The following is a 25,165-nucleotide window of genomic DNA, read 5'->3' as shown; positions in this document are numbered from 1 at the left end:
GGACAGGGGCCGGCGCGGAGGTCGGCGCTCGTGCCGTCCGAGCGGCCGGGGCGGCGGGCCACCCGGGCCGTCCCGGCGTGTGGCACGCCACCCGCTCCACCCCGCGGCACGCCGGGGCGCCTCGCCCGCCCGGCGCCGCCGGCCGGGGACGATGGGGCCATGACCACCCCGCCCGGCACCCGCCCCGACGGACGCGGCTCCGGCGCGCCCGGGGCCCGCGGGTCCGGTGGCTCGGGCGGCTCGGGCTCGGGCGGTCCCGGACCGGTGGGCGGCGGCCGCGCGCGGCGCCGGGTCGTGGACGACTCCGCCCCGCCGCGGTTCTTCGTCAGCGACCTCGACGGCGCCCCGCGCTGGGTCGGCGGACTGCTGGCCGGGCTGCAGGCGGCGCTGCTGTCGCTGCTCGTCGTGGTGCTGCCCGCGGTCGCGGCCTACGTCGCGACCTCCGCGGCGCCGGCGACCAGCGGCATCCCGTGGACCCGCGCGGTCGAGGTCGGCGCCGGCCTGTGGCTGCTCGCGCACGGCGTGCCGCTGACCGACGCGCCCTCGGTGACGCTCGTGCCGCTGGGCCTGACCGCCCTGGCGCTGTTCGGCTGCTACGCCTCCGCGCGCCGGTCCGGGTACGCGACGCGGTCGGCGTTCGGCGCGGGCGTCGGCGCGTACGTGGGCGTGCTGCTCGTCGTCGGTCTGGCGACGGGCGTGCCGCTGCTGCACGTGGGCATCGGGTTGCTGGCGGGCGCCGTCGTCGCCTCGCTCGGCCTCGGCGCGGGACTGCTCCGCCGCCCGGAGGCGCCGCGGTTCCGGGACGTCGTCGAGCCGGTGCGGTCGCGGTTGCCCGAGCCGGTGGCGCACGGGGTCGCCGCCGGCACGACCGCGCTCGCGACGCTCGTGCTGCTCGCCGCCGTGCTGGCCACGCTCTGGGTGGTGGCGGGGCGCGGCGCGATCGCCGACGTCGTCGCGTCGCTGCGGCTCGACGCGGTCGGCGGGATCGTGCTCGCCGTCGCCGAGCTGGCGTACGCCCCGACGCTCGTGCTGTGGGCGCTGGCGTGGCTCGCCGGGCCGGGCTTCGCGGTCGGGACCGGGACGTCGTTCGCGGTGGGGGAGGTGCAGGCCGGCGCGGTGCCGGCGGTACCGCTGCTCGGCGCGCTCCCCGCGCCGGACGTCACGGGCGGCGTGCTGCTCGCCGTCCCGGTGGTGACGCTGCTCGCCGGGGCGGCCTCCGCGGCGGTGCTCCGGCGCCGGCTGGTCACCGAGCGCGCGCTCGACGCCCCCGTCGCCGGGCTGGTCTCGGCGGCGGTGGCCGGGCTGGGCACGCTGGTGCTGGCGGCGCTGTCCCGCGGCGGCATCGGGCCGGGGCGGATGACCGAGCTGGGGCCGCAGCCGGTGCTCGTCGCGCTGGCCGTGGCGGCGGGCGTGGCCCTCGGGTCGCTGCTGGTGCTGCTGCCGGGCGACCGGCACGTGCGCGCGGCGGTCGCGGGAGCGGTGCGCCGCGCGTGGGCCGCCGTGACCGGGGCGGCGCGCCGGGGCTGACGGCGCCGGGGTCCGCCGGGGCGGACCGCTCCGGTCGAGGCCTGCGGTCAGCCGCGGCCGACGGTGAGCCTGCCGGTCAGGTCCGCGACCGCGTCGTCGTAGTCGCGCTCGCACGCGGCCTCGGCCGTCCGGGTCAGGGCGCCCTGGAGGCAGGCCTGCCGGTCGGCGTCGATCCGCCAGGTCACCAGCGAGCCGAGGGCGCCGACCAGCACCAGCCCCGTCACCAGCAGGCCGGCGACGAGCATCGCGCCCATCCCGCCGCGGAGCCCGGTGCGCAGCACGTGCACCAGCGCACGCACGCCGGCGACGAGCGCGCCGACCAGGAACGCGATCGACGCGAACCGCCACGGCAGCGGCAGCAGCGTCACGACGACGCCGGCGAGCAGCCACACCGAGAAGTGCCGGGCGAGCCGGCCCAGGCGGGCGAGCGACTCGGGCGACGGCGGCGGCGCGGCCGGGCCGGGGTGCGGGCGCGGCGGGTGCGGGCCGGGCGCGGGGTGCGGCGGCAGCGGGTGACCGGGGCCGGCGGGGCCCGGGCCGGTGGGTCCGGTCGGGCCGGGGCCGGCGGGGCCGGTCGGGTCCGCCGGGTCGGTGGGGTCGCCGCCCGCCGCGCGCCCGTCGCGGTCCGCGGGTGCGCGGTCGGACGAGGGCGGGGCGTACGGGTTGCTCACGGTCGCCATTCTCGCGCACGCCCCGCGCGCGGGCGCACCCGGCCGTCCCGAGACGGCACCTCTCGGCTGTGGTGCGGCTCGTCCGCACAGCCGAGAGGTGCCATCTCGGCGGGGTGGCCCGCGCGGGCGCACCTGGGCGCCCCGCTAGGGTGGGCGCCCATGGCCGCCCCCGCCCCGCACGGCACCCCCGACGCGCCCCGCCCCGCCACCCGCGCCACCGGCCGCCTGGTCGTCCTGGTGTCCGGCGGCGGCTCGAACCTCGCGGCGCTGCTCGCGGCGCACGAGGGCCCGGCGTACCCGGGCCGCGTCGTCGGCGTCGTGGCGGACCGCGCCTCCGCGGGCGGCCTGGACCTGGCGCGCGCGGCGGGGATCCCGACCGCGGTCGTGGCGCCCGGCGACTTCGACGACCGCGCCGCGTGGGACCGCGCGCTGGCCGAGTCGATCGCGGTGTTCCGGCCGGATCTCGTCGTCTCGGCGGGCTTCATGCGGATCCTCGGCGCGGCGGTGCTCGACCGGTTCCCGGGCCGCGTCGTCAACACGCACCCCGCGCTGCTGCCGTCGTTCCCCGGCGCGCACGCGGTGCGGGACGCGCTGGCGTTCGGCGCGAAGGTCACCGGCTGCACGCTGCACGTCGTGGACGCGGGCGTCGACACCGGCCCGGTCATCGCCCAGGTCGCGGTCCCGGTCGAGCCGGGCGACGACGAGGCGACGCTGCACGAGCGGATCAAGGTCGCCGAGCGCCGGCTGCTGGTCGACTGGGTCGGCCGCATCGTGGCGGGCGGGCTGACCGTCGAGGGGCGCTCGGTCACCGTCGGCTGACCGGCGCGCGTCCCGCCGCGCCGCCGGGACCTCCGGCCCGCGCCGCCCGGCGACCCGGGCGCGTAGCGTCGGGCCATGAGACTCGCACGCGCACGCTGGTCCGGGCTCAGCACCGGGCGCAAGGTCACCACCGTCCTGCTCACCGCGACGCAGCTCGCGCTCGCCGCAGCCGCGTACCGCGACCTGTCGCGGCGCCCGGCGGCGCTGGTCAACGGGCCGAAAGCGGCCTGGGGCCTCGCGATCTCGGTGAACTGGGTCGGCCCGATCGCGTACTTCGCGAAGGGGCGCCGCACCGACTGACCCGCCGGCCGCCCCACCGGCGTCGGCTAGGCTCGTGCCCGGTCGTGACTGGCGTCGAGGTGGAACTGACCACCAGGGAGCGGCCGAGGCAGTCCCGCCGATGCACCGTCCGCCTGGGTGCAGGGTCCCGAGCGGCACCCCCGTGGTGCCCGACCGACCACACCGGAGGACCGCCATGTCCCACGCCCTGCCGCCCGTCGAGCCCGTCGCCGACCCGACCGCCGACGGCACCCGCCGCCCGGTGCGCCGCGCGCTGCTCTCCGTCTACGACAAGTCGGGGCTGGTCGAGCTCGCGACCGCCCTGCACGCCGCGGGCGTCGAGCTCGTGTCCACCGGCTCGACCGCGGGGACGATCGCCGCCGCCGGCGTGCCGGTCACGCGGGTCGAGGACCTGACCGGCTTCCCCGAGTGCCTCGACGGCCGCGTGAAGACGCTGCACCCGCGGGTGCACGCCGGCATCCTCGCCGACACCCGCCGCCCCGAGCACCTGGCGCAGCTGGACGAGCTGGGCGTCGCCCCGTTCGAGCTGGTCGTCGTCAACCTGTACCCGTTCACGCAGACCGTCGCCTCGGGCGCGACCCCGGACGAGTGCGTCGAGCAGATCGACATCGGCGGGCCGTCGATGGTGCGTGCGGCGGCGAAGAACCACCCGAGCGTCGCGGTCGTCGTCGACCCCGCCCGGTACGACGAGGTCGTCGCGGCCGTGCAGGGCGGCGGCTTCACGCTGGCCGAGCGCACCCGGCTCGCCGCGCAGGCGTTCGTGCACACGGCGACCTACGACGTCGCGGTGGCGTCCTGGATGGGCAACGTCGCGACCACGACCGACGAGGTCGACGGCGTGCGCACCGGCTTCCCGGCCTGGGTCGGCGCGACCTGGGACCGCGCGGACGTGCTGCGGTACGGCGAGAACCCGCACCAGCGCGCCGCCGTCTACACCTCCGGGTACGGCCCTGCCGGGCTGGCGCAGGCGCAGCAGCTGCACGGCAAGGCGATGTCGTACAACAACTACGTCGACGCCGACGCGGCCTGGCGCGCGGCGCACGACCACGACGGCCCGGCGGTCGCGATCATCAAGCACGCGAACCCGTGCGGGATCGCGGTCGGCGCGGACATCGCGGACGCGCACGCGAAGGCCCACGCCTGCGACCCCGTCTCCGCGTTCGGCGGCGTCATCGCGGCGAACGGCACGGTCACGCGCGCCGCGGCGGAGCAGATCGCCGAGGTGTTCACCGAGGTCGTCGTCGCGCCCGCGTACGAGCCCGAGGCGCTCGAGGTGCTCACCCGCAAGAAGAACATCCGGCTCCTGGTCCTCGAGGGCGCGCCGGCCGCCGGGGTCGAGCTGCGGCCGATCAGCGGCGGGCTGCTGATGCAGGAGGTCGACCGTCTCGACGCCGCGGGCGACGACCCGGCGACGTGGACGCTGGCCGCGGGCGAGGCCGCCGACACCGCGACGCTGGCGGACCTCGCGTTCGCCTGGCGCGCCGTGCGGGCCGTGAAGTCGAACGCGATCCTGCTCGCGGACGGCGGCGCGTCGGTCGGCGTCGGCATGGGCCAGGTCAACCGGGTCGACTCCTGCCGGCTGGCCGTCGAGCGGGCCAACGCCGGCGACGCCGAGCGGGCGCGCGGCGCGGTGGCGGCCTCGGACGCGTTCTTCCCGTTCGCCGACGGCCTGCAGGTGCTGCTGGACGCCGGCGTGCGCGCGGTGGTGCAGCCCGGCGGGTCGGTCCGCGACGAGGAGGTCGTCGCCGCCGCGGCCGCGGCCGGCGTGACGCTCTACCTGACGGGCACGCGCCACTTCGCGCACTGACGCGCGCCGCGTCCCCCGAGACCCACTGATCCGGTCGAGGCCCCCCCAACTTCTCGGGTGGGCTCGGCCGGATCAGTGGGTCTCGGTGCGTCGGGGGGTGGGACGACCGTTTGCAGGTCGTTGCCGGATGTTTCTGCAAACGCGTACAGTCGCAGGCAGCCGCGCTGCTGACGCTCACCCCCGACGATGGAGTCCTGTGATGACGCACGCCCGCAGGCGCCCTTCCGTGGCGCCCCGGACACCCCTCGAACCCCGCAGCGCCCGGCGCCGCGCCCTCGCCCTGCTGGCCGCCGCGGCGCTGCTGCTCTCCGGCGCGACGACCGCCGGGGCGGAGGGGCCGGACGGCCCCGAGGCCGCCGCCGCGCCGACCGCGGCCTTCGCGACCGTCTCGGTGCCCGGCAGCCACAACACCGCGATGGGCTGCCCCGGCGACTGGCAGCCCGGCTGCGCCGCGGCCGAGCTCGCCGAGCGCCCCGACGGCGTCTGGGAGGGCACCTTCGCGCTGCCGCCCGGCGACTACGAGTACAAGGTCGCCTTCGACGGCGGCTGGGACGGAGCGCTCGGGCTCGGCGGCGACCCGGCGGGCGCGAACGTGGCCTACACCGTCCCGGGCGCCCCGGGCGGCGCGCCCGTCGACGTCACGTTCTACTGGGACCCGGTGTCCGGCGACTTCCAGAACACCGCGCAAGGCCCCGTCGTCACGCTGCCGGGCTCGTACCAGGCGGCGGCGGGTTGCCCCGGCGACTGGGCGCCCGACTGCCTGGCCACCTGGGCGAAGGACCCGGACGGCGACGGCGTGTACGAGTGGTCGACCACGCAGATCCCGGCAGGCTCGTACCAGGTCAAGGTCGCCCACGGCATGTCCTGGGACGTCAACTACGGCCAGGGAGGGGCGATGGGCGGGGACAACTACACCTTCGCGACGTCCGACGGGGAGCAGGTGGCGTTCGCCTACGACGTCGCGACGCACCTGCTCGAGATCACCGTCGAGAACCCGCCGCTGACGGGCGTCGGCCAGCAGCGCGCGCACTGGGTGCGCGCGGATCTGCTCGCGTGGCCGGCCGACCTGCTCGGCGGCGCGGACCCCGCCGAGCTCACCTGGGCGCTGCACCACGCGCCCGACGGCGGGCTCGGGGTGACCGACGGCGCCGTGACCGGGCCCGCCGGCGCGGGCGAGGTCCCGCTCACCCGCGACCCCGCGGGCCTGCCCGCCGACGTGCTCGCCGACTTCCCGGCGCTCGCGGGTTCGGTGGCCCTGCGCCTCGACCCGGGCGCCGACCCGGGCGCGCTGCTCACCGGCGAGGTCCAGGTGTCCCAGGCGGGCGCCGACGGGCTGACGGCGCTGACCGGCGTGCAGACCCCGGGCGCGCTGGACGACCTGTACGCCGCCGCGGCCGACGCCGACCTCGGCGTCGCCTGGTCGGGCGGCGCCCCGACGTTCCGGCTCTGGGCCCCGACCGCGCAGGAGGTCACGCTGCTGACCTGGGCGCCGGGCGCCGACACGTCGACCACCCCCACCCGGGTCGCCACCGACCGGGCGGCCGACGGCACCTGGTCCGCGACAGGCGACCCGTCCTGGGCCGGCGTGCGCTACCAGTACGAGGTCGAGGTCTACGTGCCGTCGACCGGGCGGGTGGAGACGAACGTCGTCACGGACCCCTACGCCGTGGCGCTCACCCTGAACTCGACGCACGCCGTCGCGGTCGACCTGGCCGACCCGGCGTACCGGCCGGCGCTCTGGGCGGACACCGCCCAGCCGGTGGTCGAGCGGGCCGTGGACCACACGATCTACGAGCTGCACGTCCGCGACTTCTCGATCGCGGACGAGACCGTCCCGGAGGCCGAGCGCGGCACCTACCTGGCGTTCGCCCGGGAGTCGGACGGCACCGCCCGGCTGCGCGAGCTCGCGGACGCGGGCCTGACGACCGTGCACCTGCTGCCGACGTTCGACATCGCGTCGATCGAGGAGGACCGCGCCGCGCAGGCGACCACGCCCGACCTGTCCGGCTTCGGCCCGGCGGCCGAGGACCAGCAGGCCGCCGTCGGCGCGATCCGCGAGCGGGACGGCTTCAACTGGGGCTACGACCCGTGGCACTTCACCGCGCCCGAGGGCTCGTACGCCACCGACCCCGAGGGCGGCGCCCGCGTCGCGGAGTTCCGCACGATGGTCGGCGCCCTGCACGAGATGGGCCTGGGCGTCGTCCTCGACCAGGTGTTCAACCACACGGCCGCCAGCGGCCAGGACGCGAGGTCGGTGCTCGACCGGGTCGTCCCCGGCTACTACCACCGGCTCGACGGCACCGGGCAGGTGCAGACCAGCACCTGCTGCCAGAACGTCGCCACCGAGCACGCGATGGCCGAGAAGCTCATGGTCGACTCGGTGGTCACCTGGGCCCGGGACTACAAGGTCGACGGCTTCCGGTTCGACCTCATGGGCCACCACTCGAAGCAGAACATGCTGGCCGTGCGGGAGGCGCTGGACGCGCTGACCGTCGAGGCGGACGGCGTCGACGGGTCGGCGGTGTACCTCTACGGCGAGGGCTGGGACTTCGGCGAGGTCGCCGGCAACGCGCTGTTCGAGCAGGCCACCCAGGGCCAGCTCGGCGGAACCGGGATCGGCACGTTCTCCGACCGGCTCCGGGACGCCGTGCACGGCGGGTCGCCGGTCGAGGGCTCGTCGATGTTCACGCAGGGCTTCGGCACCGGGCTCGCCACCGACCCGAACGGGCAGCCCGCGCAGCTCGGCGACGCGGCCACGGTGAACACCGGGTCGGCCACGGAGTACGCCGACCTCGGCCTCGCGACCGACGTCGTGCGGCTCGGGCTCGCCGGCAATCTCCGGGACTACGAGCTGACCACGCACACCGGGGAGGTGCGGCGCGGCGACGAGGTCGACTACCGCGGCGCGCCCGCCGGGTACGCGGACTCGCCGGAGGAGGTCGTCACGTACGTCGACGCCCACGACAACGAGACGCTGTTCGACCTGCTGACCATCAAGCTGCCGCAGAGCACCTCGATGGCCGACCGGGTGCGGATGAACACGCTGTCGCAGGCCACCGCGGCGCTCGCGCAGACGGTGACGTTCTGGCACGCGGGCACCGACCAGCTCCGGTCGAAGTCGCTCGATCGGGACAGCTACGACTCCGGCGACTGGTTCAACGCGATCGACTGGACCGGGCAGGACAACGGCTTCGGCCGCGGCCTGCCCGGCGCGTGGGCGAACGCCGAGAAGTGGCCGCAGATGCGCCCGCTGCTCGAGGACGCGGCCCTGAAGCCGACCGCCGCGGACATCGCCACGGCCCGTGCGGCCGCGGACGACCTGCTGCGGCTGCGGTTCTCGACGCCGCTGTTCCGGCTCGGCGACGCCGACCTGATCCGGCAGAAGCTCACGTTCCCCGACGCCGGGGCGGGCGCGACCCCGGGCGTGATCGTCATGCACGTCGACGACAAGGCCGGGCCGGACGTCGACGCGGACCTGGACGGGCTGCTCGTGGTGTTTAACGCGTCGCCCGACGCGGTGACGCAGGAGCTGCCGGGGCTGGCCGGCGCGGCGTACGCGCTGTCGCCGGTGCAGGCCGCCGGCGCGGACGACGTCGTCCGGACCACGACGTGGGACGCGGCGACCGGGACCGTGACCGTGCCGGCGCGCACCGTGGCGGTGCTGGTGCAGCCGCAGGACGCGACGGGGCCGGTCGACCCTGGCACCCCGGGCACACCCGGCACGCCCGGGGACCCGGGCACCCCCGGCGGGGGCGGCGACCCCGCGGGCGGCACCGACGGCGACCCCGCCGCGGCTGGCCCGGGCGCGGGCGGCGGCACCGGCGGCGCGCTCGCCGTCACCGGCGCCCACGTGCTCCTCGGCCTGCTCGGCGCCCTCGCCGCGCTCGTCGGCGGCACCCTCCTGGTCCGCGCCCGGTCCCGCGCACGGGCCGCCGCGGAGCGCGTGGGGGTGGTCGACCGTCTGCCATGATGCGTCCAGCCGACCGCGCCCCCTGCGGGCCGCCGGTCGCCCGGCGGACGGACGGAGGCGTGATGCGTCGCGGGACCAACCTGCCGCGGATGGGCGACTTCAACCAGACGGTCGTCCTGGACGTGGTCCGGCGCGCCGGCGGCGGCCTGGCCCGCGCGGAGGTCGCGCGCCGGACGGGGCTGTCCCCGCAGACCGTGACCAACGTGGCGCGCCGCCTGCTCGACCTCGGTCTGGTGGTCGAGGAGGGCGAGGCGGCGCGCACCGGCCCCGGCCGGCCGGGCACGCTGCTGCGGCTCGAGGCGGGCAGCCGGTTCGCCGTCGGCGTGCACCTGGACCCGGCGACGATGACGTTCGTCCTGCTCGACCTGTCGGGCGCGGTCGTCGCGCGGGCGCAGGTGCCGACGCCGGTCCCGGAGGACCCGGAGGCCGTCGTGGCGGGGCTGGTCGCCGAGATCGAGGGCCTGATCGCAGGTGCCGGCGTCGAGCGCGACCGCGTGCTCGGCGTCGGCATCGCCGCGCCCGGGCCGATCGACGTCGCCGCGGGCGTGGTGCTCGACCCGCCGCACCTGCCCGGCTGGCACGACGTGCCGCTCCGGGACGCCGTCGCCGAGCGCACCGGCCTGCGCGCGGTGCTGGACAAGGACGTGATCGCCGCGGCGAGCGCGCACCTGTGGCACCCCGGCGAGCACGCGTCCGACTTCGTGTTCTTCTACCTCGGCACCGGCGTCGCGGTGTCGACGGTGCTGCACGACGAGGTGGTCCGCGGCGTCTCCGGGAACGCGGGGGAGTCCGGGCACCTGACCGCCGACCCCGAGGGCGCCCGGTGCTGGTGCGGGCGGCGCGGCTGCCTCGGCGCGGTGCTGCGGGCCGAGGCGCTCGCGGAGCAGGGCCGCGCGGCCGGCGTGGACCTGCCGCCGTGGGGCGACGGCACGGACCCGCGCGCCGTGGACCAGGCGATCACCGCGCTGTGCGCCGCCGCCGACGCCGGCCACCCGGGTGCCCGCGAGGTGCTGGCGCTGGCGGGCCGCCGGGTCGGCATGGCCGCCGGGGTGCTGACCGACCTGCTCGACGTGCCGGCGGTCCTGGTCGGCGGGCCGCTGTGGCACCGCATCGCGGCGCACGCGGCGCCGGCGCTCGAGGACGAGGTCGCCGCGCACGTCGTGCCGGGCGGGCACGGCCTCGCGGTCGCGTCGTCGGCGTTCGGCCCGCAGGTCGGCGCCGTCGGGGCGGGCTGCCTGCTGCTCGCCCGCGCGTTCGCCCCGCGCCCGTCGGACCTGCTGCTGGTCAGCTGACGCCGGGCCCGTCGCCGTCGCCGGCGCGTCCGCCGACCGTCAGCACCACCTTCCCCCGCGCCGCCCCCGACGCCAGCCGGTCGATCGCCGCGCCCGCCTCGTCCAGCGGGAACGTCCGGTCGAGCACCGGCGCGAGGTCGCCGCTCGCCAGCAGGTCCCTCAGCCGCGCGAGGTCGGCCGGGTTCTCCCGCGACACCACGCTGCGCAGGCGCTGCCGGGTCCACGGGTCGCGCGCCGCGGCGGCGAGCTGCCGCGTCAGCCCGCCCAGCACCCGGCCGCCGCCCTCCGCGCCGACGAGCACCAGCGTCCCGCGCAGCCCGACCAGCGCGCGGAGGTCGGCGAGCGGGGTCAGCCCGCCGGTCACGAGCACGGCGTCGTAGCCGCTCCCGAGCGCCGCCGCCCCGGCCCCGCGGTCGACCACCGCCGCACCGAACCCCGCCAGCGCCGCCGCCAGGTCCGCCCGCGCCGTCGCGGCGGTCACCTCCGCCCCCGCGAGCACCGCCAGCCGGGTCGCGAGCGACCCCACGCCACCGCCCGCCCCGAGCACCAGCACCCGCGAGCCCGCGCCCACCCGGCCGGTGCGCAGCGCGTGCAGCGCGGTGGTGCCGCTGGTCGGGACGGCAGCGGCCACCGGGAACGCCACGTGGTCCGGCAGGACGGCCACCCGCCCCGCCCGCGTGACGGCCGTCTCCGCGAACGCCGACCGGCCGCAGCCCAGCACCCGGTCGCCCGGGCGCAGCCCGGTGACGTCCGGACCGACGGCCTCGACGGTGCCCGCGAGGTCCAGCCCGACCCCGTGCTCCCGCGGCGCGCGCAGCCCGGTCACGAGCCGCAGCACCGACGGCAGCCCCGCCACCATGTGCCAGTCGCCCATCGCGACGCCGGCCGCCGCGACCCGCACGTGCACCTCGTCGCCCGCCGGCGCCGCGAGGTCCCGCTCCACGACCCGCAGCACCGCCGGGTCCCCGTACCGCTCCCGCACCACGGCCCTCATGACGCACCTCCGTCCGGTTCGTACGTGAACACCTCGTCGATGGACCGCCCGAGCGCGCGGGCGATCTGGAAGGCCAGCTCGAGCGAGGGGGAGTACCGGCCCTGCTCGACGGCGATCACGGTCTGCCGGGTCACGCCCAGCAGCTCCGCCAGCTGCGCCTGGGTCAGCCCCCGGTCGGTGCGCAGCGCCCGGATCCGGTTGGTCACGGCGGTCGGCCTCACCACGGGCCCACCCCCCGGCGGAACGCCGCGAGCCGCGCCGCGGCGGACAGCACCGCCGACAGCACGAACCCGAGGTACAGCGCGTTGGCGATCCAGAACCAGTCCGCCTCCAGCAGCGCCAGCACCAGGCCGCCGAGACCGCCCAGCACCAGGAACGACTGCCCGACGCGCTCGCCCATCCGCTCGATCTCGCGCTCCCGCTCGTCCCGCACCGCGCGGTCCGGGGAGGTCGCGCCGAGCACGATCCCGGCGACGATCCCGGACAGCACCGCGGCGCCGATCGTCGTGAGCATCGGGCCGGCGTACGCCACCTCGGCGAGCGGGCCGCCGTCCGCGCGCGCCAGCACCACCGCCAGGTACGCGCCGTACCCGAGCACGGCGATCACGCCGTACGCCCAGGTGTTCTTCTCCTGGTAGGACATGGGCCCGCTCCGATCCCGCGTCATGATGTCAAAGATGTTTGACATCTCGACGGTAGGGCGGGCGGACGTCCGATGTCAAACATCTTTGACATCTCGCGGACGTCACGGTTGCGTCTCGGGTCGGCCCGCACCCTTGACAGCAATTCATCAAGACGTTGTAGTTATCCCGTCCGGGGCAGCGCCGCCCGGGGCCGTGCACGTGGAGCAAAGGAGCATCCATGCGTCTGCAGAAGACCGTCATCGCGTCCGGGGCCGTCGTCGCGCTCGGCCTCACGGCCGCGTGCAGCAGCGGGGGCGGCGACAGCGCCGCCGACGACTCGACGATCACCGTCGCGTACCAGAAGACCGCGCAGTTCGTGCAGCTCGACGACCTGCTGCAGAAGGCCAAGTCGGAGTACGAGTCCGCCAACGAGGGCATGACCGTCGACCTGGTGCCGATCGAGGCCGAGCAGGACCAGTACTTCACCAAGCTCGCCCTGATGAACGGGTCGGCGGACACCGCCCCCGACGTCATCTACGAGGACACGTTCCAGATCCGCTCGGACGCCGCGGCCGGCTACCTGCAACCGATCGACGAGTACGTCGAGGCGTGGGAGGACTGGGAGCAGTTCCCGGAGACCGCGCGCGAGGCGGGCCTCGGCGACGACGGCAAGGTCTACGGCGTCTCGATGGGCACCGACACCCGCGGGCTCTACTACAACAAGGACCTGTTCGCGCAGGCCGGCCTGCCGACGGACTGGCAGCCCGAGACCTGGGACGACATCCTCGAGGCGGCCCGCACGATCAAGGCCGAGCTGCCCGATGTCACCCCGATCAACGTGTACGCCGGCAAGGCGGCCGGCGAGGCCACGACGATGCAGGGCTTCGAGATGCTGCTCTACGGCACCGACGACGAGCTCTACGACGCCGAGAGCCAGAAGTGGATCACCGGCTCGCAGGGCTTCGTCGACTCGCTGGCGTTCCTCGAGACGATCTACGGCGAGGGCCTCGCGCCGTCGCTGGACGTCGCGCTCGACGCGTCGGTCGGCGCCCGCGTCGCCACCGAGATGCTGCCCCAGGGGAAGCTCGCCATGGCGGTGGACGGCTCGTGGCTGCCCGGCGGCTGGATCACCGGCGACAACGCCTGGCCCGAGTGGGAGCAGACGATGGGCATGGCGGCCATGCCGACCCAGGACGGCCAGGAGCCCGGGTTCACCTCGATGTCGGGCGGCTGGACCCTGGCGGTCGGCGCGCACGCCGGCGACCCGCAGGCGGCGTTCGACTTCATCGCCACGGCGCTGAACAAGGAGAACTCGCTCAAGTACGACACCGAGAACAGCCAGATCGCTGTGCGCACCGACGTGGCCGAGGACCCGGAGTACCTGGGGTACAACCCGTCGTTCGAGTTCTTCAGCTCGCTGGTCGAGTACACGCACTTCCGGCCGGCGACCCCGGACTACTCGCAGATCTCGTCGAACATCCAGGTCGCCGCGGAGTCGGTGGCGACCGGGCAGGCCACGCCGGAGGAGGCCGCCGCGGCCTACGACGACGGGCTGGTCTCCATCGTCGGCGACGACGGCACGCAGGCCGCCGGCTGATGACCGCCGCCACGCTGGACCGGCCGGCGGCGGGGGGCGGGTTCCGCCGCCCCCGCCGCCGGCCCGGCCGGACCGCGCTGCGGCTGCTGCCGCTGCTGCCCGCGGTCGCGCTCATGCTCGTGTTCCTCGCGGGCCCGGTGCTGTGGTCGTTCTACGGCTCGCTCACCAACCAGGCCCTGACCGGCTACCGGGCGGCGAACCCCGAGTTCGTCGGGCTGGACAACTACGCGTCGTTGTTCGCGGACGACGGGTTCTGGAAGGCCGTCGTCCTGACCGTGGTGTTCGTCGGCGCGTCGGCCGTGATCGGGCAGAACGTGCTCGGCATGGCGCTCGCGCTGCTGCTCCGGGCCGCCGCGAAGCCGCTCCGCGCCGTGGTGTCGGCGCTGGTCGTGGTCGCGTGGGTGCTGCCGGAGATCGTCGCGGCGTTCGCGCTGTACGCGTTCTTCTCCACCGACGGCACGCTCAACCAGGTGCTCGGCTGGTTCGGCCTCACGGGCCCGACCTGGCTGATCTCGGTGCCGATGCTCGCGGTGATCCTGGCGAACATCTGGCGCGGGACGGCCTTCTCGATGATGGTCTACGGCGCCGCCCTGTCCGAGGTGCCGCCGGACGTCACGGAGGCCGCCGCGATCGACGGCGCGACCGGGCCGCAGCGGTTCTTCCGGATCACGCTGCCGATGATCCGCCGGTCCATCTCGACCAACCTCATGCTCACGACCCTGCAGACCCTCGCGGTGTTCACCCTGATCTGGGTGATGACCGGTGGCGGGCCCGGCACGGACTCCTCGACGCTGCCCGTCCTGGCCTACCAGGAGGCGTTCAAGTTCGCGCAGGTCGGCTACGGCACGGCGATCGCGACCGTGACGCTGCTGGTCGGGGCCGTGTTCTCGATCGTGTACATCCGCGTGCTCAAGCCGGAGGTGGACTGATGGCCGCGCTCACCGCCCCCACCGCCCCGGTGGCCACGTCCGCCCGCCGGCGCGCCGGCCGCCGCGTCCCGTCGGTCGCCTCGCCGCGGCGGCGCACCGGCCGGCTGCTCGTCACGCTCGCCCTGGTGCTCGTCGGCGTCGCGTTCCTCGTGCCGCTCGCGTGGATCGTCCTGGCGTCGCTCGACCCCGCGGCGACGGTGTCGGTCAAGCTGCCCGAGTCGGTCACGACGGACAACTTCACCGAGATCCTCACCTGGGACGCGACGTTCCGGCCGCTGTGGAACTCCACGGTGCTGTCCCTCGGCACCGGCGTCGTCACGGTGCTGGCGTCGGTGCTCGCCGCGTACCCGCTGTCCCGGTACCAGATGCGGTTCCGCAAGCCGTTCCTGTACTCGATCCTGTTCGGCACGTGCCTGCCGATCACCGCGATGATGGTCCCGGTCTACGCGCTGTTCGTGTACCTGGGGCTGCTCGACTCCGTGCCCGGGACCATCTTCTTCCTGGCGGCGACGTCGCTGCCGATGGCGATCTGGATGACCAAGAACTTCATGGACTCCGTGCCGGTGTCCCTGGAGGAGGCCGCCTGGGTGGACGGCGCCGGGTCGATGACGGCGCTGCGCCGGATCGTGGTCCCGCTCATGCGCCAGGGGATCGCGGTGGTGTTCATCTTCGTGTTCACGCAGGCGTGGGGGAACTTCTTCGTGCCGTTCGTGCTGCTGTTCTCGCCCGACAACCAGCCGGCCGCGGTCGCCATCTACAGCTTCTTCGGCACCTACGGGACCGTGGCGTACGGCCGGCTCGCGGCGTTCTCGATCCTCTACTCCGTCCCCGTCCTCGTGCTCTACCTGCTGGTGCAGCGGTTCTCCGGGGGCTCGTTCGCCATGTCCGGGGCCGTGAAGGGCTGACGCCCGGCCCCGTCCGACCCGCCGCTCCCGCCTCTCGACCCGATCCCCGCACGTCAGGAAGGTCCACCATGCCCGTCGAGCACTCCGCCGCCGTCGTCCAGCGCGTCCAGCGGTTCCTGCACGAGCGGCTCGCCCCGGCGGTCGTCGCCGGCCGCGCCCCGCTCGACGTCACCGCCTGGACCGCGCCGGGGGAGCCGGTGCCGTTCGCGGAGGCGACCGCGCAGACGTACACCGCGGCGCCGCCCGGGACGCCGTGGGGCGCCCCGTGGAGCACGACGTGGTTCCGGATGACCGGCGACGTCCCGGCGGGCTGGCTCGGCTCCGACGGGGTGCGCGACGGCAGGCACGCCGTCGAGCTGGCGATCGACCTGGGCTTCACCACCACGCAACCGGGGTTCCAGGCCGAGGGCCTGGTGCTGCGCCCGGACGGTGTGGCGGTCAAGGGCCTGTCGCCGCGGAACCAGGCGGTGCCGTGGGCCGAGGAGCGGGTCGACGTGTACGTCGAGGCCGCGGGCAACCCGGACGTCGGCAGCAGCACCTGGTACGGGCCGACGCCGCTCGGCGACCCGCTGACCGCCGGGACCGACCCGCTGTACGCGCTGCGCTCCGCCGAGGTGGTGCTGCGGGACGTCGAGGTCTGGGAGCTGCAGCAGGACCTGCTCGCGGTGCTCGGGCTGGTCGAGGTCGTCGACCCGGCGTCCACCCGGTACGCGCGGGCGGTGCGGGCGCTGGACCTGGTCGTCGACGCGGTGGACCCGGCGGACGTCGCCGGGACCGCCGCGGCCGGGCGCGCGGTGCTGCGGCCGGTGCTCGACGTGCCGGCCGCGCCGGGCGGGCACCGGGTGCTCGCGACCGGGCACGCGCACATCGACTCGGCCTGGCTGTGGCCGGCGCGGGAGACCGTCCGGAAGTGCTCGCGGACCTTCGCCAGCGTCGTCGCGCTGATGGACGAGCGGCCGGACTTCGTGTTCGCCTGCTCGTCGGCGCAGCAGTACGCGTGGGTGGCGGAGCGGCACCCGGAGCTGTTCGAGCGGATCCGCGACAAGGTCCGCGCGGGTCAGTTCGTGCCGGTCGGGGGCATGTGGGTCGAGTCGGACACGAACATGCCGGGAGGCGAGGCGCTCGCGCGGCAGATGGTCGAGGGCAAGCGGTACTTCCTCGACGAGCTCGGCGTCGAGACCCAGGACGTGTGGCTGCCGGACTCCTTCGGCTACACCGGCGCGCTGCCGCAGATCGTCCGGGCCGCGGGGTCGCGGTGGTTCCTCTCGCAGAAGCTGTCCTGGAACGACACCAACCGGATGCCGCACCACACGTTCCACTGGGAGGGCATCGACGGGTCCCGGGTGCTCGCGCACTTCCCGCCGGTCGACACGTACAACTCCGACCTGTCGCCGCGGGAACTCGCGCACGCCGAGCGGAACTTCGCCGACAAGGACGTCGCCACCGAGTCGCTGGTGCCGTTCGGCTGGGGCGACGGCGGCGGCGGGCCGACCCGCGAGATGCTGGCGGCGGCCGACCGGGCGCGGTCGCTCGGCGGGCTGCCCGAGGTCGAGCTCGGGTCGCCGAACACCTTCTTCGAGCGCGCGGAGGCGGAGCTCGCCGACGCCGGCCCCGGCACGCCCGCGGTGTGGTCCGGGGAGATGTACCTGGAGTACCACCGCGGCACGTACACCTCGCAGGCGCGGACCAAGCGAGGCAACCGGCGCAGCGAGCACCTGCTGCGCGAGGCCGAGCTCTGGGCGTCGACCGCCGCCGTGCGGACCGGCGCGGCCTACCCGGCCGAGGAGCTGCGCGCCCTGTGGCGGGTCGTCCTGCTGCACCAGTTCCACGACATCCTCCCCGGGTCGTCGATCGGCTGGGTGTACCGGCAGGCGGAGGAGGCGTACGCCGACGTCGAGGCGCGGGCGACCGCGGTGATCGAGGCGGCGCTCGCGGCCCTGGTCGGCGACGGCGACCGGACCGTGCGGCTGAACGCCGCGCCGCACGCGCGGGACGGCGTGCCGGCGCTGGGTGGCGCGCCGGCGTCCGACGACGGGGCGGACGGGCCCGGGTCGGGCGCGGTGGAGGTGCTGCGCGAGGGCGACGCCCTGCGGGTGCGGACCGACGCGCTCGACGTCCGGCTGACGCCCGGGGGCCAGCTCGCGTCCGTGCGGGACCTCGCGGCGGGTCGTGAGGCCGTCGCGCCCGGGCACCTGGCGAACCTGCTGCAGGTGCACCGCGACGTGCCGCGGCAGTGGGACGCCTGGGACATCGACGCCGAGTACCGGCGCACGGTCGAGGACCTCCTCGACGCCGACACCGTCGAGGTCGTCGCGGAGAAGCCCGACCGCGCGGTGGTCCGCACCTCGCGCACCGTCGGCGACTCGACGATCGTGCAGGAGCTGACGTTCCGGCCCGGCACCCGCGCCGTCGAGATCGTCACCGAGGTCGACTGGCACGAGCGCCAGCGGCTGCTCAAGCTGGCGTTCGGGCTGGACGTGCACGCCGACCGGTCCGCCGCGGAGACCCAGTTCGGGCACGTCCACCGGCCGACGCACACCAACACGTCCTGGGACGAGGCGCGGTACGAGATCTGCGCGCACCGCTGGCTGCACGTCGGCGAGCCCGGGTACGGGGTGTCGGTCGCCAACGACGCGACGTACGGGCACGACGTCACGCGGGCGGTCGGCGAGGACGGCGGGACGGCGACGGTGCTGCGGCAGTCGCTGCTGCGCGCGCCGCTGTTCCCCGACCCGGAGGCCGACCAGGGGCGGCACCGGTTCCTGTCCGTGCTGCACGTCGGCGCGGGGATCCCGGAGGCCGTCGTCGACGGGTACCGGGCGAACTTGCCGGTGCGCGAGGTCCGCGGCGGGCGGGCGGTGGAGCCGCTGGTGACGGTCGACGGGCCCGGGGCGGTCGTCGAGGCGGTCAAGCTGGCGGACGACGGGTCCGGCGACGTGGTCGTGCGGCTGTACGAGGCGCACGGCGGGCGTGCCCGGGCGACCGTCACGGCGGGCTTCGACGCCGCCGGGGTGGCCGAGGTCGACCTGCTCGAGCGCGAGGTGCCGGCGCGGGCGGTCGTGGGCACCGACGGGGCCGCTGGGACGGCCGGGGCGGCGGGCGCGGCGGTCGCGCTCGACCTCCGGCCGTTCCAGCTCGTCACGCTGCGCTTCCGCCGGGGCTGACCCGGGTGCGCTCTGTTGCGCCGAGGTAGGGCGTTCTCGTCGAGGTAGGGCCCTGCACGGTCCTACCTCGGCGGAACGGCCCTACCTGGGCGCGGTGGCGGTCGGGGCAGGAGCCGGGTCGGGAGGTCGGCGGCGCGACGCACCGGGCCGGGACCGCGCCCTCCGCCCGCCCGCCGACGTGCGCGGACGCGCCGGCGCCCTACCGTGGCGGGCATGGATCGCTGGACCTGGCCGGCCTGGGTGGGCGTCGTCGGCGGGCTCGCCGCGTTCGCCGCGCTCCTCGTCCCGCTCGTGGCGCTGCAGAGCCGGCGGTACGGCCGGCTGAGCGGCTGGCGGCTGCTCGGCGCCGCGGCGCTCGCGGTCTACGGGGTCGCCCTGCTCGCGTACACGCTGCTGCCGCTGCCCGCCGGCGACCTCGCCGCGTGGTGCGCGCGGTACGGCGTCGGCGGCCCGCAGCTCCGGCCGCTGCAGTTCGTGGCGGACATCCGGCGCGACACCGCCGGGCTCGGGCTCGCGGCGACCTTGCGCAGCGCCGCGGTGCTGCAGGTCGTGTTCAACGTGCTGCTGTTCGTGCCGTGGGGCGTGCTCGCGCGCCGGTACCTCGGCTGGGGCGTGCTCGCGAGCACGCTGTCGGCCGCCGCCGCGTCGCTGCTGATCGAGACCACGCAGGCGACGGGGATCTTCGGGCTGATCGGCTGCGCGTACCGGCTCGGCGACGTCGACGACCTGCTCACCAACACGCTGGGCGGGCTGATCGGGGCGCTGCTGGCGCCGGTGGTGCTCGGCTGGATGCCGCGGTCCGGCGAGCTCGCCGCCACGCGCGGGCTGCCGCGGCCCGTGACGGCGGTGCGCCGGTGGCTCGGCATGGTCGTGGACGTCGTGCTGGTGAGCCTCGTCGGGTACGCACTCGTGGTGGCGCACCGGCTGCTGCTGGTCGCGACCGGGCGGCCGATCCCGGCGGACAGGGACCTCGTCGAGCTGCTCGTCGGCACCGTGCTGCCGGTCGCCGTGCTGCTCTGGCTGCCGCCGCTCGTCGGCAGCGGGGCGTCGCTCGGGCAGCGGGCGATGTGGCTCGAGCCGCGCTGGCCGGGGCCGGGTGGGACGCTCCGGCGCGGGTCGCTCGGCCGCCGGGCGGCCCGCGGGGCGCTCGGGGCGGGGCTGTGGGGGCTGCTGCAGGTGCTGGCGTCGCTGCCCGTGCCGGGGCTCGACGGGGACGGGGTGGTCGTGGTGGCCGCGGTGGCGGCCGTCGCGCAGCCGGCGCTGGTCGTCGCGTCCGTGCTCGCGGTCCCGTGGAGCCGCGGGCGGCGCGGGCTGTCGTACGCGCTGACCGGTGCCGAGCTGGTGGACGCGCGGGCGATGCCGTCGGCCGGCGGTCCGGCGGCGGGGCGGGCCGCGGAGGTCGCGCCGGGGCGGTGAGCGTCGCCACCCGGGCGGTAAGTGGGTCGGTTCCCGGTGGTGAGCGGGTCGCGCCCGGGCGGTGAGCGGGTCGCGCCCGGGCGGTGAGCGGGTCGCGCCCGGGCGGTGGATCGGGCCTGGGCCGCGAGCGGGTCGCGACCGGCGCCCGGCGGCCCGCGCCCGGCGGCCCGCACCAGGCGGGCGCGTCAGCCCGCGAGGGCCTTCGGCAGCGGCACCGCCGGGTCGGCGGCGCGCGCCCGGTCGAGCCGCGGCAGGGTCGCGGCCGCGAACAGCCGCCGCGCCCCGCCGACGTCCCGCGGCCGGTCGACGGCGAACGCCGCGGTGAGCGTCCCGGTCCCCGGCGCGAACCACAGCGCGGTCCAGCCCTCGTCCTCGGCGGGGTCGCCGCGCAGCACCACGTCGTCGCCCGCGCCGGGCAGGCCGTAGAGCGCGAGCTCGTGCCCGAGCTGGGTCGAGAACACGTAGGGCGCGAGGTCGGACTCCGCGGCGTCGTGCCCGAGCAGGCCCGCGACCGCGACCGCGGGCCCGCGCAGCGCGGCGTCCCAGTGCCCGCCGGGCACCCAGCCGTGCCGGGCGGAGCGGCGCCGGGCAACGTCGCCGACCACCCGCACCCGCCAGGACCCGCCGACCGGCGTGTGCCGCTCGTCCACCAGCACCGACCCGTCCGGCTCGAGCGGCAGGGCGCCCGCCAGCCACCCCGTCGCCGGGCGCGCCCCGACCGCGGCGAGCACGGCGTCGGCGGGCAGCGCCGTGCCGTCGGCGAGCCGGACCGCGTCGTCGTCGACCGCGGCGACCGTCACCCCGGTGAGCAGCCGGACGCCGGCCCGGTCGAACCAGGGCGCCGTGAGCGCGCCGACCTCGGCGCCGAGGGCCGTCATCAGCGGCGCCTCGCGCGCCTCGACGACCGTGACGTCGACGCCCGCGGCGGCCGCGACGGTCGCCACCTCGGCGCCGATCCAGCCCGCGCCGACGACGACCAGCCGCCGCGGCCGGCCTGCCGGCGTGCCGGGCGCGGCGGTGCCGTCGGCCAGCCCGTGGGGGAGCCCGAGCGCCGCGCGCAGCCGCTCCGCGTCGGCCGCCGTGTGCAGGGTCAGGGCGCCGCCCCACGCCGGCGGCCGGACGGCGGCGGCGCCGGTCGCGACCACCACGGCGTCGGCGGCGACCTCGCCGTCGGCGGTCGCGACCCGCACGCCGTCGTCGTCGACCGCGAGGCCCGTGGCGGGGTAGGCGAGCCGGACGTCGTCCGCGGCGGCGAGCGCGTCCGCGCCGAGCTCGTCGGCGAGCCACGCGGGGGCGGGGCGGTCGAGCAGGTGCTTGGACAGCGGCGGACGGTCGTACGGCGCGACGCCCTCGGCACCGAGCAGGGTCACCCGGCCGGCGAACCCCTGCGCCCGCAGCTCGAGCACCGTGCGCGCGCCCGCGATGCCCGCGCCGACCACCACGACCGACGCCGGCGCCGGCGGGGCGGGCGTCCCGGTGGTGGTGCGGGCGGGGGCGGCAGCGGGGCGACCGGCATCAGGCACCCGGCCACGGTACCTGCGCGGACGCGGCACGAACGGTCGGCGCGGGGTGGGCCGGCGGCCGCCCGGCGGCGGCGCGACCGCGCGTGCGACGACCGCCCGGACCGCCACGCGGCGACGGCGGCCGACGGTGCGGCGACGGTGCGGCGACGGCGCGGCGACGGCGCGGACCACCCTGCGCCGACGGCGGCGGGCGGTCCGCCGCCGGCACGACCGGGCGCGCGCGGCCACGGCGCGACACCGCGCGCACGCGGGTGGGCGGGGCGCGCCGCGGTAACCTCGGAGGAGCGGGTGCGCGACGGTCGCCGCACCTCGGGAGGAGCCGCGCGTGACCCAGGACGGAGCACCCGCGCCCTCGACCGCGACCTCGCCGACGCCGGTGGCGCACGTGGCGCCGCCCGTGCCGCACCTGCCGCCCGACGACGAGCGGTTCGGCCCCGACGGCGAGCCGCTCGACCCGCGGGCGATCGCGCGTGCGTCGCTGGCCGCCGACCGGAACTGGTCGCTGTGGGTGATCGCCGGGGCGGTGCTGTTCTGCGTCGCGCTCGCGCTGGCGGCCGGGACCCCGACGGGCGCCCTCGCGCTGGCCTGCTTCCTCGCGTGCTGCGCGGTGGTCCGCGCCGTCGTGCGGCGCGCGCCGGCGGCGCTGGTGGTGCGGCGCCGCGCGGTCGACGTGGCGACGCTGGCCGGGCTCGCGCTGGCGATCGGCGTGCTGTCGCAGATCGTGCCGACCCCGGTCCTGCCCTGACCCGACGGTCCGGTCGGACCTGACGTCCCGGCTCGGCGCCGGTCCCGCGCCGCTCGCGAGCAGCGGACTGCCGGGCTCCCGCCCCGGCCTCCTGCCCCGCCCGGACCCCGGTCCCGCCCCGTTCGTCCCGGTGCGAGCGGATCCTCTCGCACCGACACGCCCCGGCGTGTTCGTCCGGGCGGTTCCACCGTGGGGTCGTGCGCGCCGGGGACGACCGGTCCCCGCCCGCGACCCCGGGAACGCCGCAGGGGCGGCGACCCGTCCGGGTCACCGCCCCTGCGCCAGGGGGCGTGCGGGCTCAGCGCGCGGGCTGCGCCTCGACCTCGATCTCGTCGATCTCCAGGTCCTCGTCGAGCACGTCGTCCTCGGCCGGGGCGGTCGCGAACGCGCGGTACAGCAGCGCGGCGAGCGCGGCGCCGACCAGCGGCGCGACCCAGAACACCCAGATCTGGCCCCAGGCCCACGAGTCGGAGAAGATCGCCGCCGCGGTCGAGCGCGCCGGGTTCAGCGCGCCGCCGGTGACCGGGTAGGCGACGAGGATCCCGAACGCGACGGCCAGCCCGTAGGCGAACGCGGCCTGCTGCCGGGTGCGACCGCGGCGGTCGGTGGCGCCGAGGTACACGCCGACGACGACCGCGGCGAGCACGGCCTCGATCAGCAGCGCGCCCAGGAGGCCGAAGCCGGCGCCGCCCGTGGACTGCGCGATCGGGGAGTGCGCGTCGTAGCCGTTGGCGGTGCTGCTGAAGAACGCCCGCTCGTTGCCGGCCAGCGCCTCCAGCGACGTGGTGACGACGAACAGCACGGCGGCGGCGAGGGCGGCGCCGACGAGCTGCGCGAGCCAGTACGGCAGCACGTGCGTCCACGGCGTGCGGCCGGCGAGCGCGCCGCCGAGCGTGATCGCCGGGTTGAAGTGGCCGCCGGACACGTGCGCCACGGCGACGAACGCCGCGACGGTGCCGAAGCCGAAGCCGAGCGCGATGCCGACGAGGCCGGCGCCGACGACCTGGGCGAACAGCGCGACGCCGAGGCCCGCCAGCACCACGACGAACGTGCCGAACAGCTCGGCGCCGACGCGGGCGACCAGGGACGGGCCGGTGAGCGTGGCGCGGACGGCCTCGATCTCGACGTCGTCGTCCAGCGCGGTCGTGGCGGTGCCGTATCCGCTGGCCGCGCCGAAGCCGACGGGCACGGCGGCGGGCGCCGGCGCGGCGGCCGGGGCGGGCGCGGCGGTCGGCTCCGCGGTGCCGGCGTTCGGGGCCGGGGCGCTCGCCGGGCCGGGAGCGGGGACTGCCGCGCCGGCGGGCGGCGCGGACGGCGTGGGGGTCACGGGTGCGGCGCCGGCGGTGCCCTGCTGGGGGTCGGTCGCGCCGGTGGCGGCGTCCGGGGCCTCGGCGGGCTCGGGCTTGTCCTGCGACATGATCTTCCGTTCGTCCGGGTGCGATGGGGGCGCGGGTCGCGCCGTGAGGCGGTCCCGCACCGGGTCCGACCTGCGGGCGCGCTGCTGCGCGGCCCCGGCCGGGGACACCGTCCGAGCATGCCACCGATCGCTGTGCGACGCCTGGACGTCGGTCGACCACGCAGTGGGGCCCGCGAAGTCTCTCGACGTCAAGTAATCTGGCCGCATGGCGAAGATCAAGGTGGTTGGACCGGTCGTCGAGCTCGACGGTGACGAGATGACGCGGATCATCTGGCAGTTCATCAAGGACCGCCTGATCCATCCGTACCTCGACATCGACCTGCGCTACTACGACCTGTCGATCGAGAACCGCGACGCGACGGACGACCAGGTCACGGTCGACGCGGCGAACGCGATCAAGGAGCACGGCGTCGGCGTCAAGTGCGCGACGATCACCCCGGACGAGGCCCGCGTCGAGGAGTTCGGGCTCAAGAAGATGTGGCGTTCCCCGAACGGCACGATCCGCAACATCCTCGGCGGCGTGGTGTTCCGCGAGCCGATCATCATCAGCAACATCCCGCGCCTGGTGCCGGGCTGGAACAAGCCGATCATCATCGGCCGCCACGCCCACGGCGACCAGTACAAGGCGACCGACTTCAAGGTGCAGGGCGCGGGCACGCTGACCCTGACCTTCACCCCGGCGGACGGCTCCGAGCCGATCCAGACCGAGGTCGTGACGTACCCGGACAACGGCGGCGTCGCGATGGCCATGTACAACTTCGACGAGTCGATCCGCGACTTCGCGCGCGCCTCGTTCGCGTACGGCCTGCAGCGGCAGTACCCGGTGTACCTGTCGACCAAGAACACGATCCTCAAGGCCTACGACGGCCGGTTCAAGGACCTGTTCCAGGAGGTGTTCGACGCCGAGTACGCCGCCGCGTTCGCGGAGGCCGGCCTCACCTACGAGCACCGCCTGATCGACGACATGGTCGCCTCCGCGATGAAGTGGGAGGGCGGCTACGTCTGGGCGTGCAAGAACTACGACGGCGACGTCCAGTCGGACACCGTCGCGCAGGGCTTCGGCTCGCTCGGCCTCATGACGTCGGTCCTCATGACCCCGGACGGCCAGACCGTCGAGGCCGAGGCCGCGCACGGGACCGTCACCCGGCACTACCGCCAGCACCAGGCGGGCAAGCCGACGTCCACCAACCCGATCGCGTCGATCTTCGCGTGGACGGGCGGCCTCAAGCACCGCGGCAAGCTGGACCAGACCCCCGAGGTCACCCAGTTCGCCGAGACGCTCGAGGACGTCGTCATCAAGACCGTCGAGAGCGGCAAGATGACCAAGGACCTCGCGCTCCTCGTGGGCCCGGAGCAGGAGTGGCTGACCACCGAGGACTTCCTCGCGGCCCTCGACGAGAACCTGGCCGCGCGCCTGGGCTGACGCCCGACGCACGACCCCGACGGCCGTCGCCCCGCACCCGCGG

Annotated in this window: 18 protein-coding genes, 1 pseudogene and 1 riboswitch; of the genes and pseudogenes, 13 read left to right on the top strand and 6 right to left on the bottom strand. The window is 76.4% G+C overall.

Annotated features, from left to right (window positions below; translation table 11 throughout):
- Window positions 1-159 precede the first annotated feature (159 nt).
- Window positions 160-1,527: a cell division protein PerM gene (locus Cpa01nite_RS03365; protein WP_203667343.1), complete on the top strand. Its 1,368-nt coding sequence runs from the start codon at window positions 160-162 to the stop codon at window positions 1,525-1,527.
- A 47-nt stretch (window positions 1,528-1,574) separates the two neighbouring features.
- Here Cpa01nite_RS03365 and Cpa01nite_RS03360 read toward each other — a convergent pair whose 3' ends face one another.
- Window positions 1,575-2,198, bottom strand: a complete 624-nt coding sequence (locus Cpa01nite_RS03360) for a hypothetical protein (protein ID WP_203667342.1) — start codon at window positions 2,196-2,198, stop codon at window positions 1,575-1,577.
- 159 nt (window positions 2,199-2,357) lie between these two features.
- Here Cpa01nite_RS03360 and purN point away from each other — a divergent pair, with 159 nt between their 5' ends.
- The 5 genes and pseudogenes from purN to Cpa01nite_RS03335 all read left to right on the top strand — a co-directional run bounded on the left by purN (window position 2,358) and on the right by Cpa01nite_RS03335 (window position 10,386).
- A complete protein-coding gene (gene purN / locus Cpa01nite_RS03355) occupies window positions 2,358-3,017 on the top strand; it encodes a phosphoribosylglycinamide formyltransferase (protein WP_203667341.1) in 660 nt (219 codons plus the stop codon).
- A 75-nt stretch (window positions 3,018-3,092) separates the two neighbouring features.
- Window positions 3,093-3,317 carry a PLDc N-terminal domain-containing protein gene (locus Cpa01nite_RS03350; protein ID WP_203667340.1) on the top strand — a complete coding sequence of 75 codons (225 nt, stop codon included), beginning with the start codon at window positions 3,093-3,095 and terminating at the stop codon, window positions 3,315-3,317.
- Between the two features lie 34 nt (window positions 3,318-3,351).
- Window positions 3,352-3,443, top strand: a riboswitch (ZMP/ZTP riboswitch).
- Between the two features lie 49 nt (window positions 3,444-3,492).
- The gene (gene purH, locus Cpa01nite_RS03345) at window positions 3,493-5,124 is read left to right on the top strand and encodes a bifunctional phosphoribosylaminoimidazolecarboxamide formyltransferase/IMP cyclohydrolase (protein WP_203667339.1); all 1,632 of its coding nucleotides are present in this window, start codon (window positions 3,493-3,495) and stop codon (window positions 5,122-5,124) included.
- Window positions 5,125-5,350: 226 nt separating this feature from the next.
- Window positions 5,351-9,094, top strand: a pseudogene (gene pulA / locus Cpa01nite_RS03340) (pullulanase-type alpha-1,6-glucosidase); the annotation flags it as partial.
- A gap of 62 nt (window positions 9,095-9,156) precedes the next feature.
- Complete coding sequence (locus Cpa01nite_RS03335) at window positions 9,157-10,386, top strand: ROK family transcriptional regulator (protein WP_203667337.1); 1,230 nt, start codon at window positions 9,157-9,159, stop codon at window positions 10,384-10,386.
- Here Cpa01nite_RS03335 and Cpa01nite_RS03330 read toward each other — a convergent pair.
- The 3 genes from Cpa01nite_RS03330 to Cpa01nite_RS03320 are packed head-to-tail and all read right to left on the bottom strand — an operon-like array spanning window position 10,379 to window position 12,023.
- Window positions 10,379-11,380, bottom strand: coding sequence for an NAD(P)-dependent alcohol dehydrogenase (locus Cpa01nite_RS03330; protein ID WP_203667336.1), 1,002 nt, complete (start codon window positions 11,378-11,380; stop codon window positions 10,379-10,381). The genes Cpa01nite_RS03335 and Cpa01nite_RS03330 overlap by 8 nt on opposite strands.
- The gene (locus Cpa01nite_RS03325) at window positions 11,377-11,604 is read right to left on the bottom strand and encodes a helix-turn-helix transcriptional regulator (RefSeq protein WP_203667335.1); all 228 of its coding nucleotides are present in this window, start codon (window positions 11,602-11,604) and stop codon (window positions 11,377-11,379) included. Before Cpa01nite_RS03325 ends, Cpa01nite_RS03330 begins: the two co-directional genes overlap by 4 nt.
- Complete coding sequence (locus tag Cpa01nite_RS03320) at window positions 11,598-12,023, bottom strand: hypothetical protein (protein WP_203667334.1); 426 nt, start codon at window positions 12,021-12,023, stop codon at window positions 11,598-11,600. Before Cpa01nite_RS03320 ends, Cpa01nite_RS03325 begins: the two co-directional genes overlap by 7 nt.
- Window positions 12,024-12,241: 218 nt before the next feature.
- Between Cpa01nite_RS03320 and Cpa01nite_RS03315 the strand changes: the two genes are divergently transcribed.
- The 5 genes from Cpa01nite_RS03315 to Cpa01nite_RS03295 all read left to right on the top strand — a co-directional run bounded on the left by Cpa01nite_RS03315 (window position 12,242) and on the right by Cpa01nite_RS03295 (window position 20,014).
- Window positions 12,242-13,600, top strand: coding sequence for an extracellular solute-binding protein (locus tag Cpa01nite_RS03315; protein ID WP_203667333.1), 1,359 nt, complete (start codon window positions 12,242-12,244; stop codon window positions 13,598-13,600).
- Window positions 13,600-14,529, top strand: a complete 930-nt coding sequence (locus Cpa01nite_RS03310; RefSeq protein ID WP_203667332.1) for a carbohydrate ABC transporter permease — start codon at window positions 13,600-13,602, stop codon at window positions 14,527-14,529. The genes Cpa01nite_RS03315 and Cpa01nite_RS03310 overlap by 1 nt, the downstream gene beginning before the upstream one ends.
- Window positions 14,529-15,434 carry a carbohydrate ABC transporter permease gene (locus Cpa01nite_RS03305; protein ID WP_203667331.1) on the top strand — a complete coding sequence of 302 codons (906 nt, stop codon included), beginning with the start codon at window positions 14,529-14,531 and terminating at the stop codon, window positions 15,432-15,434. Before Cpa01nite_RS03310 ends, Cpa01nite_RS03305 begins: the two co-directional genes overlap by 1 nt.
- Before the next feature lie 68 nt (window positions 15,435-15,502).
- Window positions 15,503-18,598: an alpha-mannosidase gene (locus tag Cpa01nite_RS03300; RefSeq protein ID WP_203667330.1), complete on the top strand. Its 3,096-nt coding sequence runs from the start codon at window positions 15,503-15,505 to the stop codon at window positions 18,596-18,598.
- A gap of 213 nt (window positions 18,599-18,811) precedes the next feature.
- On the top strand, window positions 18,812-20,014 hold the full coding sequence (locus tag Cpa01nite_RS03295; protein ID WP_203667329.1) for a VanZ family protein: 1,203 nt from the start codon (window positions 18,812-18,814) through the stop codon (window positions 20,012-20,014).
- Between the two features lie 185 nt (window positions 20,015-20,199).
- Here Cpa01nite_RS03295 and Cpa01nite_RS03290 read toward each other — a convergent pair whose 3' ends face one another.
- Window positions 20,200-21,537 carry an FAD-dependent oxidoreductase gene (locus Cpa01nite_RS03290; protein ID WP_203667328.1) on the bottom strand — a complete coding sequence of 446 codons (1,338 nt, stop codon included), beginning with the start codon at window positions 21,535-21,537 and terminating at the stop codon, window positions 20,200-20,202.
- Window positions 21,538-21,862: 325 nt separating this feature from the next.
- Here Cpa01nite_RS03290 and Cpa01nite_RS03285 point away from each other — a divergent pair, with 325 nt between their 5' ends.
- Window positions 21,863-22,282, top strand: a complete 420-nt coding sequence (locus Cpa01nite_RS03285) for a DUF3017 domain-containing protein (protein ID WP_203667327.1) — start codon at window positions 21,863-21,865, stop codon at window positions 22,280-22,282.
- Between the two features lie 298 nt (window positions 22,283-22,580).
- Here the strand turns inward: Cpa01nite_RS03285 and Cpa01nite_RS03280 are convergent, their stop codons facing one another.
- Window positions 22,581-23,699, bottom strand: coding sequence for an aquaporin (locus Cpa01nite_RS03280; RefSeq protein WP_203667326.1), 1,119 nt, complete (start codon window positions 23,697-23,699; stop codon window positions 22,581-22,583).
- Between the two features lie 205 nt (window positions 23,700-23,904).
- Between Cpa01nite_RS03280 and Cpa01nite_RS03275 the strand changes: the two genes are divergently transcribed.
- On the top strand, window positions 23,905-25,122 hold the full coding sequence (locus Cpa01nite_RS03275; RefSeq protein WP_203667325.1) for an NADP-dependent isocitrate dehydrogenase: 1,218 nt from the start codon (window positions 23,905-23,907) through the stop codon (window positions 25,120-25,122).
- Window positions 25,123-25,165: the final 43 nt, after the last annotated feature.

It is taken from the genome of Cellulomonas pakistanensis (assembly GCF_016862755.1).
Classification (GTDB): Bacteria; Actinomycetota; Actinomycetes; order Actinomycetales; family Cellulomonadaceae; genus Cellulomonas; species Cellulomonas pakistanensis.
The sequence above is the reverse complement of the archived record's forward strand: the minus strand, read 5'-3'. Positions and strand labels throughout refer to the sequence as shown.

Coding starts and splice junctions, on each gene's coding strand:
- Cpa01nite_RS03365 (WP_203667343.1), top strand. CDS start 160: ATGACCACCCCGCCCGGCACCCGCCCCGACGGACGCGGCTCCGGCGCG.
- purN (WP_203667341.1), top strand. CDS start 2,358: ATGGCCGCCCCCGCCCCGCACGGCACCCCCGACGCGCCCCGCCCCGCC.
- Cpa01nite_RS03350 (WP_203667340.1), top strand. CDS start 3,093: ATGAGACTCGCACGCGCACGCTGGTCCGGGCTCAGCACCGGGCGCAAG.
- purH (WP_203667339.1), top strand. CDS start 3,493: ATGTCCCACGCCCTGCCGCCCGTCGAGCCCGTCGCCGACCCGACCGCC.
- Cpa01nite_RS03335 (WP_203667337.1), top strand. CDS start 9,157: ATGCGTCGCGGGACCAACCTGCCGCGGATGGGCGACTTCAACCAGACG.
- Cpa01nite_RS03330 (WP_203667336.1), bottom strand. CDS start 11,380: ATGAGGGCCGTGGTGCGGGAGCGGTACGGGGACCCGGCGGTGCTGCGG.
- Cpa01nite_RS03320 (WP_203667334.1), bottom strand. CDS start 12,023: ATGTCCTACCAGGAGAAGAACACCTGGGCGTACGGCGTGATCGCCGTG.
- Cpa01nite_RS03315 (WP_203667333.1), top strand. CDS start 12,242: ATGCGTCTGCAGAAGACCGTCATCGCGTCCGGGGCCGTCGTCGCGCTC.
- Cpa01nite_RS03310 (WP_203667332.1), top strand. CDS start 13,600: ATGACCGCCGCCACGCTGGACCGGCCGGCGGCGGGGGGCGGGTTCCGC.
- Cpa01nite_RS03305 (WP_203667331.1), top strand. CDS start 14,529: ATGGCCGCGCTCACCGCCCCCACCGCCCCGGTGGCCACGTCCGCCCGC.
- Cpa01nite_RS03300 (WP_203667330.1), top strand. CDS start 15,503: ATGCCCGTCGAGCACTCCGCCGCCGTCGTCCAGCGCGTCCAGCGGTTC.
- Cpa01nite_RS03295 (WP_203667329.1), top strand. CDS start 18,812: ATGGATCGCTGGACCTGGCCGGCCTGGGTGGGCGTCGTCGGCGGGCTC.
- Cpa01nite_RS03280 (WP_203667326.1), bottom strand. CDS start 23,699: ATGTCGCAGGACAAGCCCGAGCCCGCCGAGGCCCCGGACGCCGCCACC.
- Cpa01nite_RS03275 (WP_203667325.1), top strand. CDS start 23,905: ATGGCGAAGATCAAGGTGGTTGGACCGGTCGTCGAGCTCGACGGTGAC.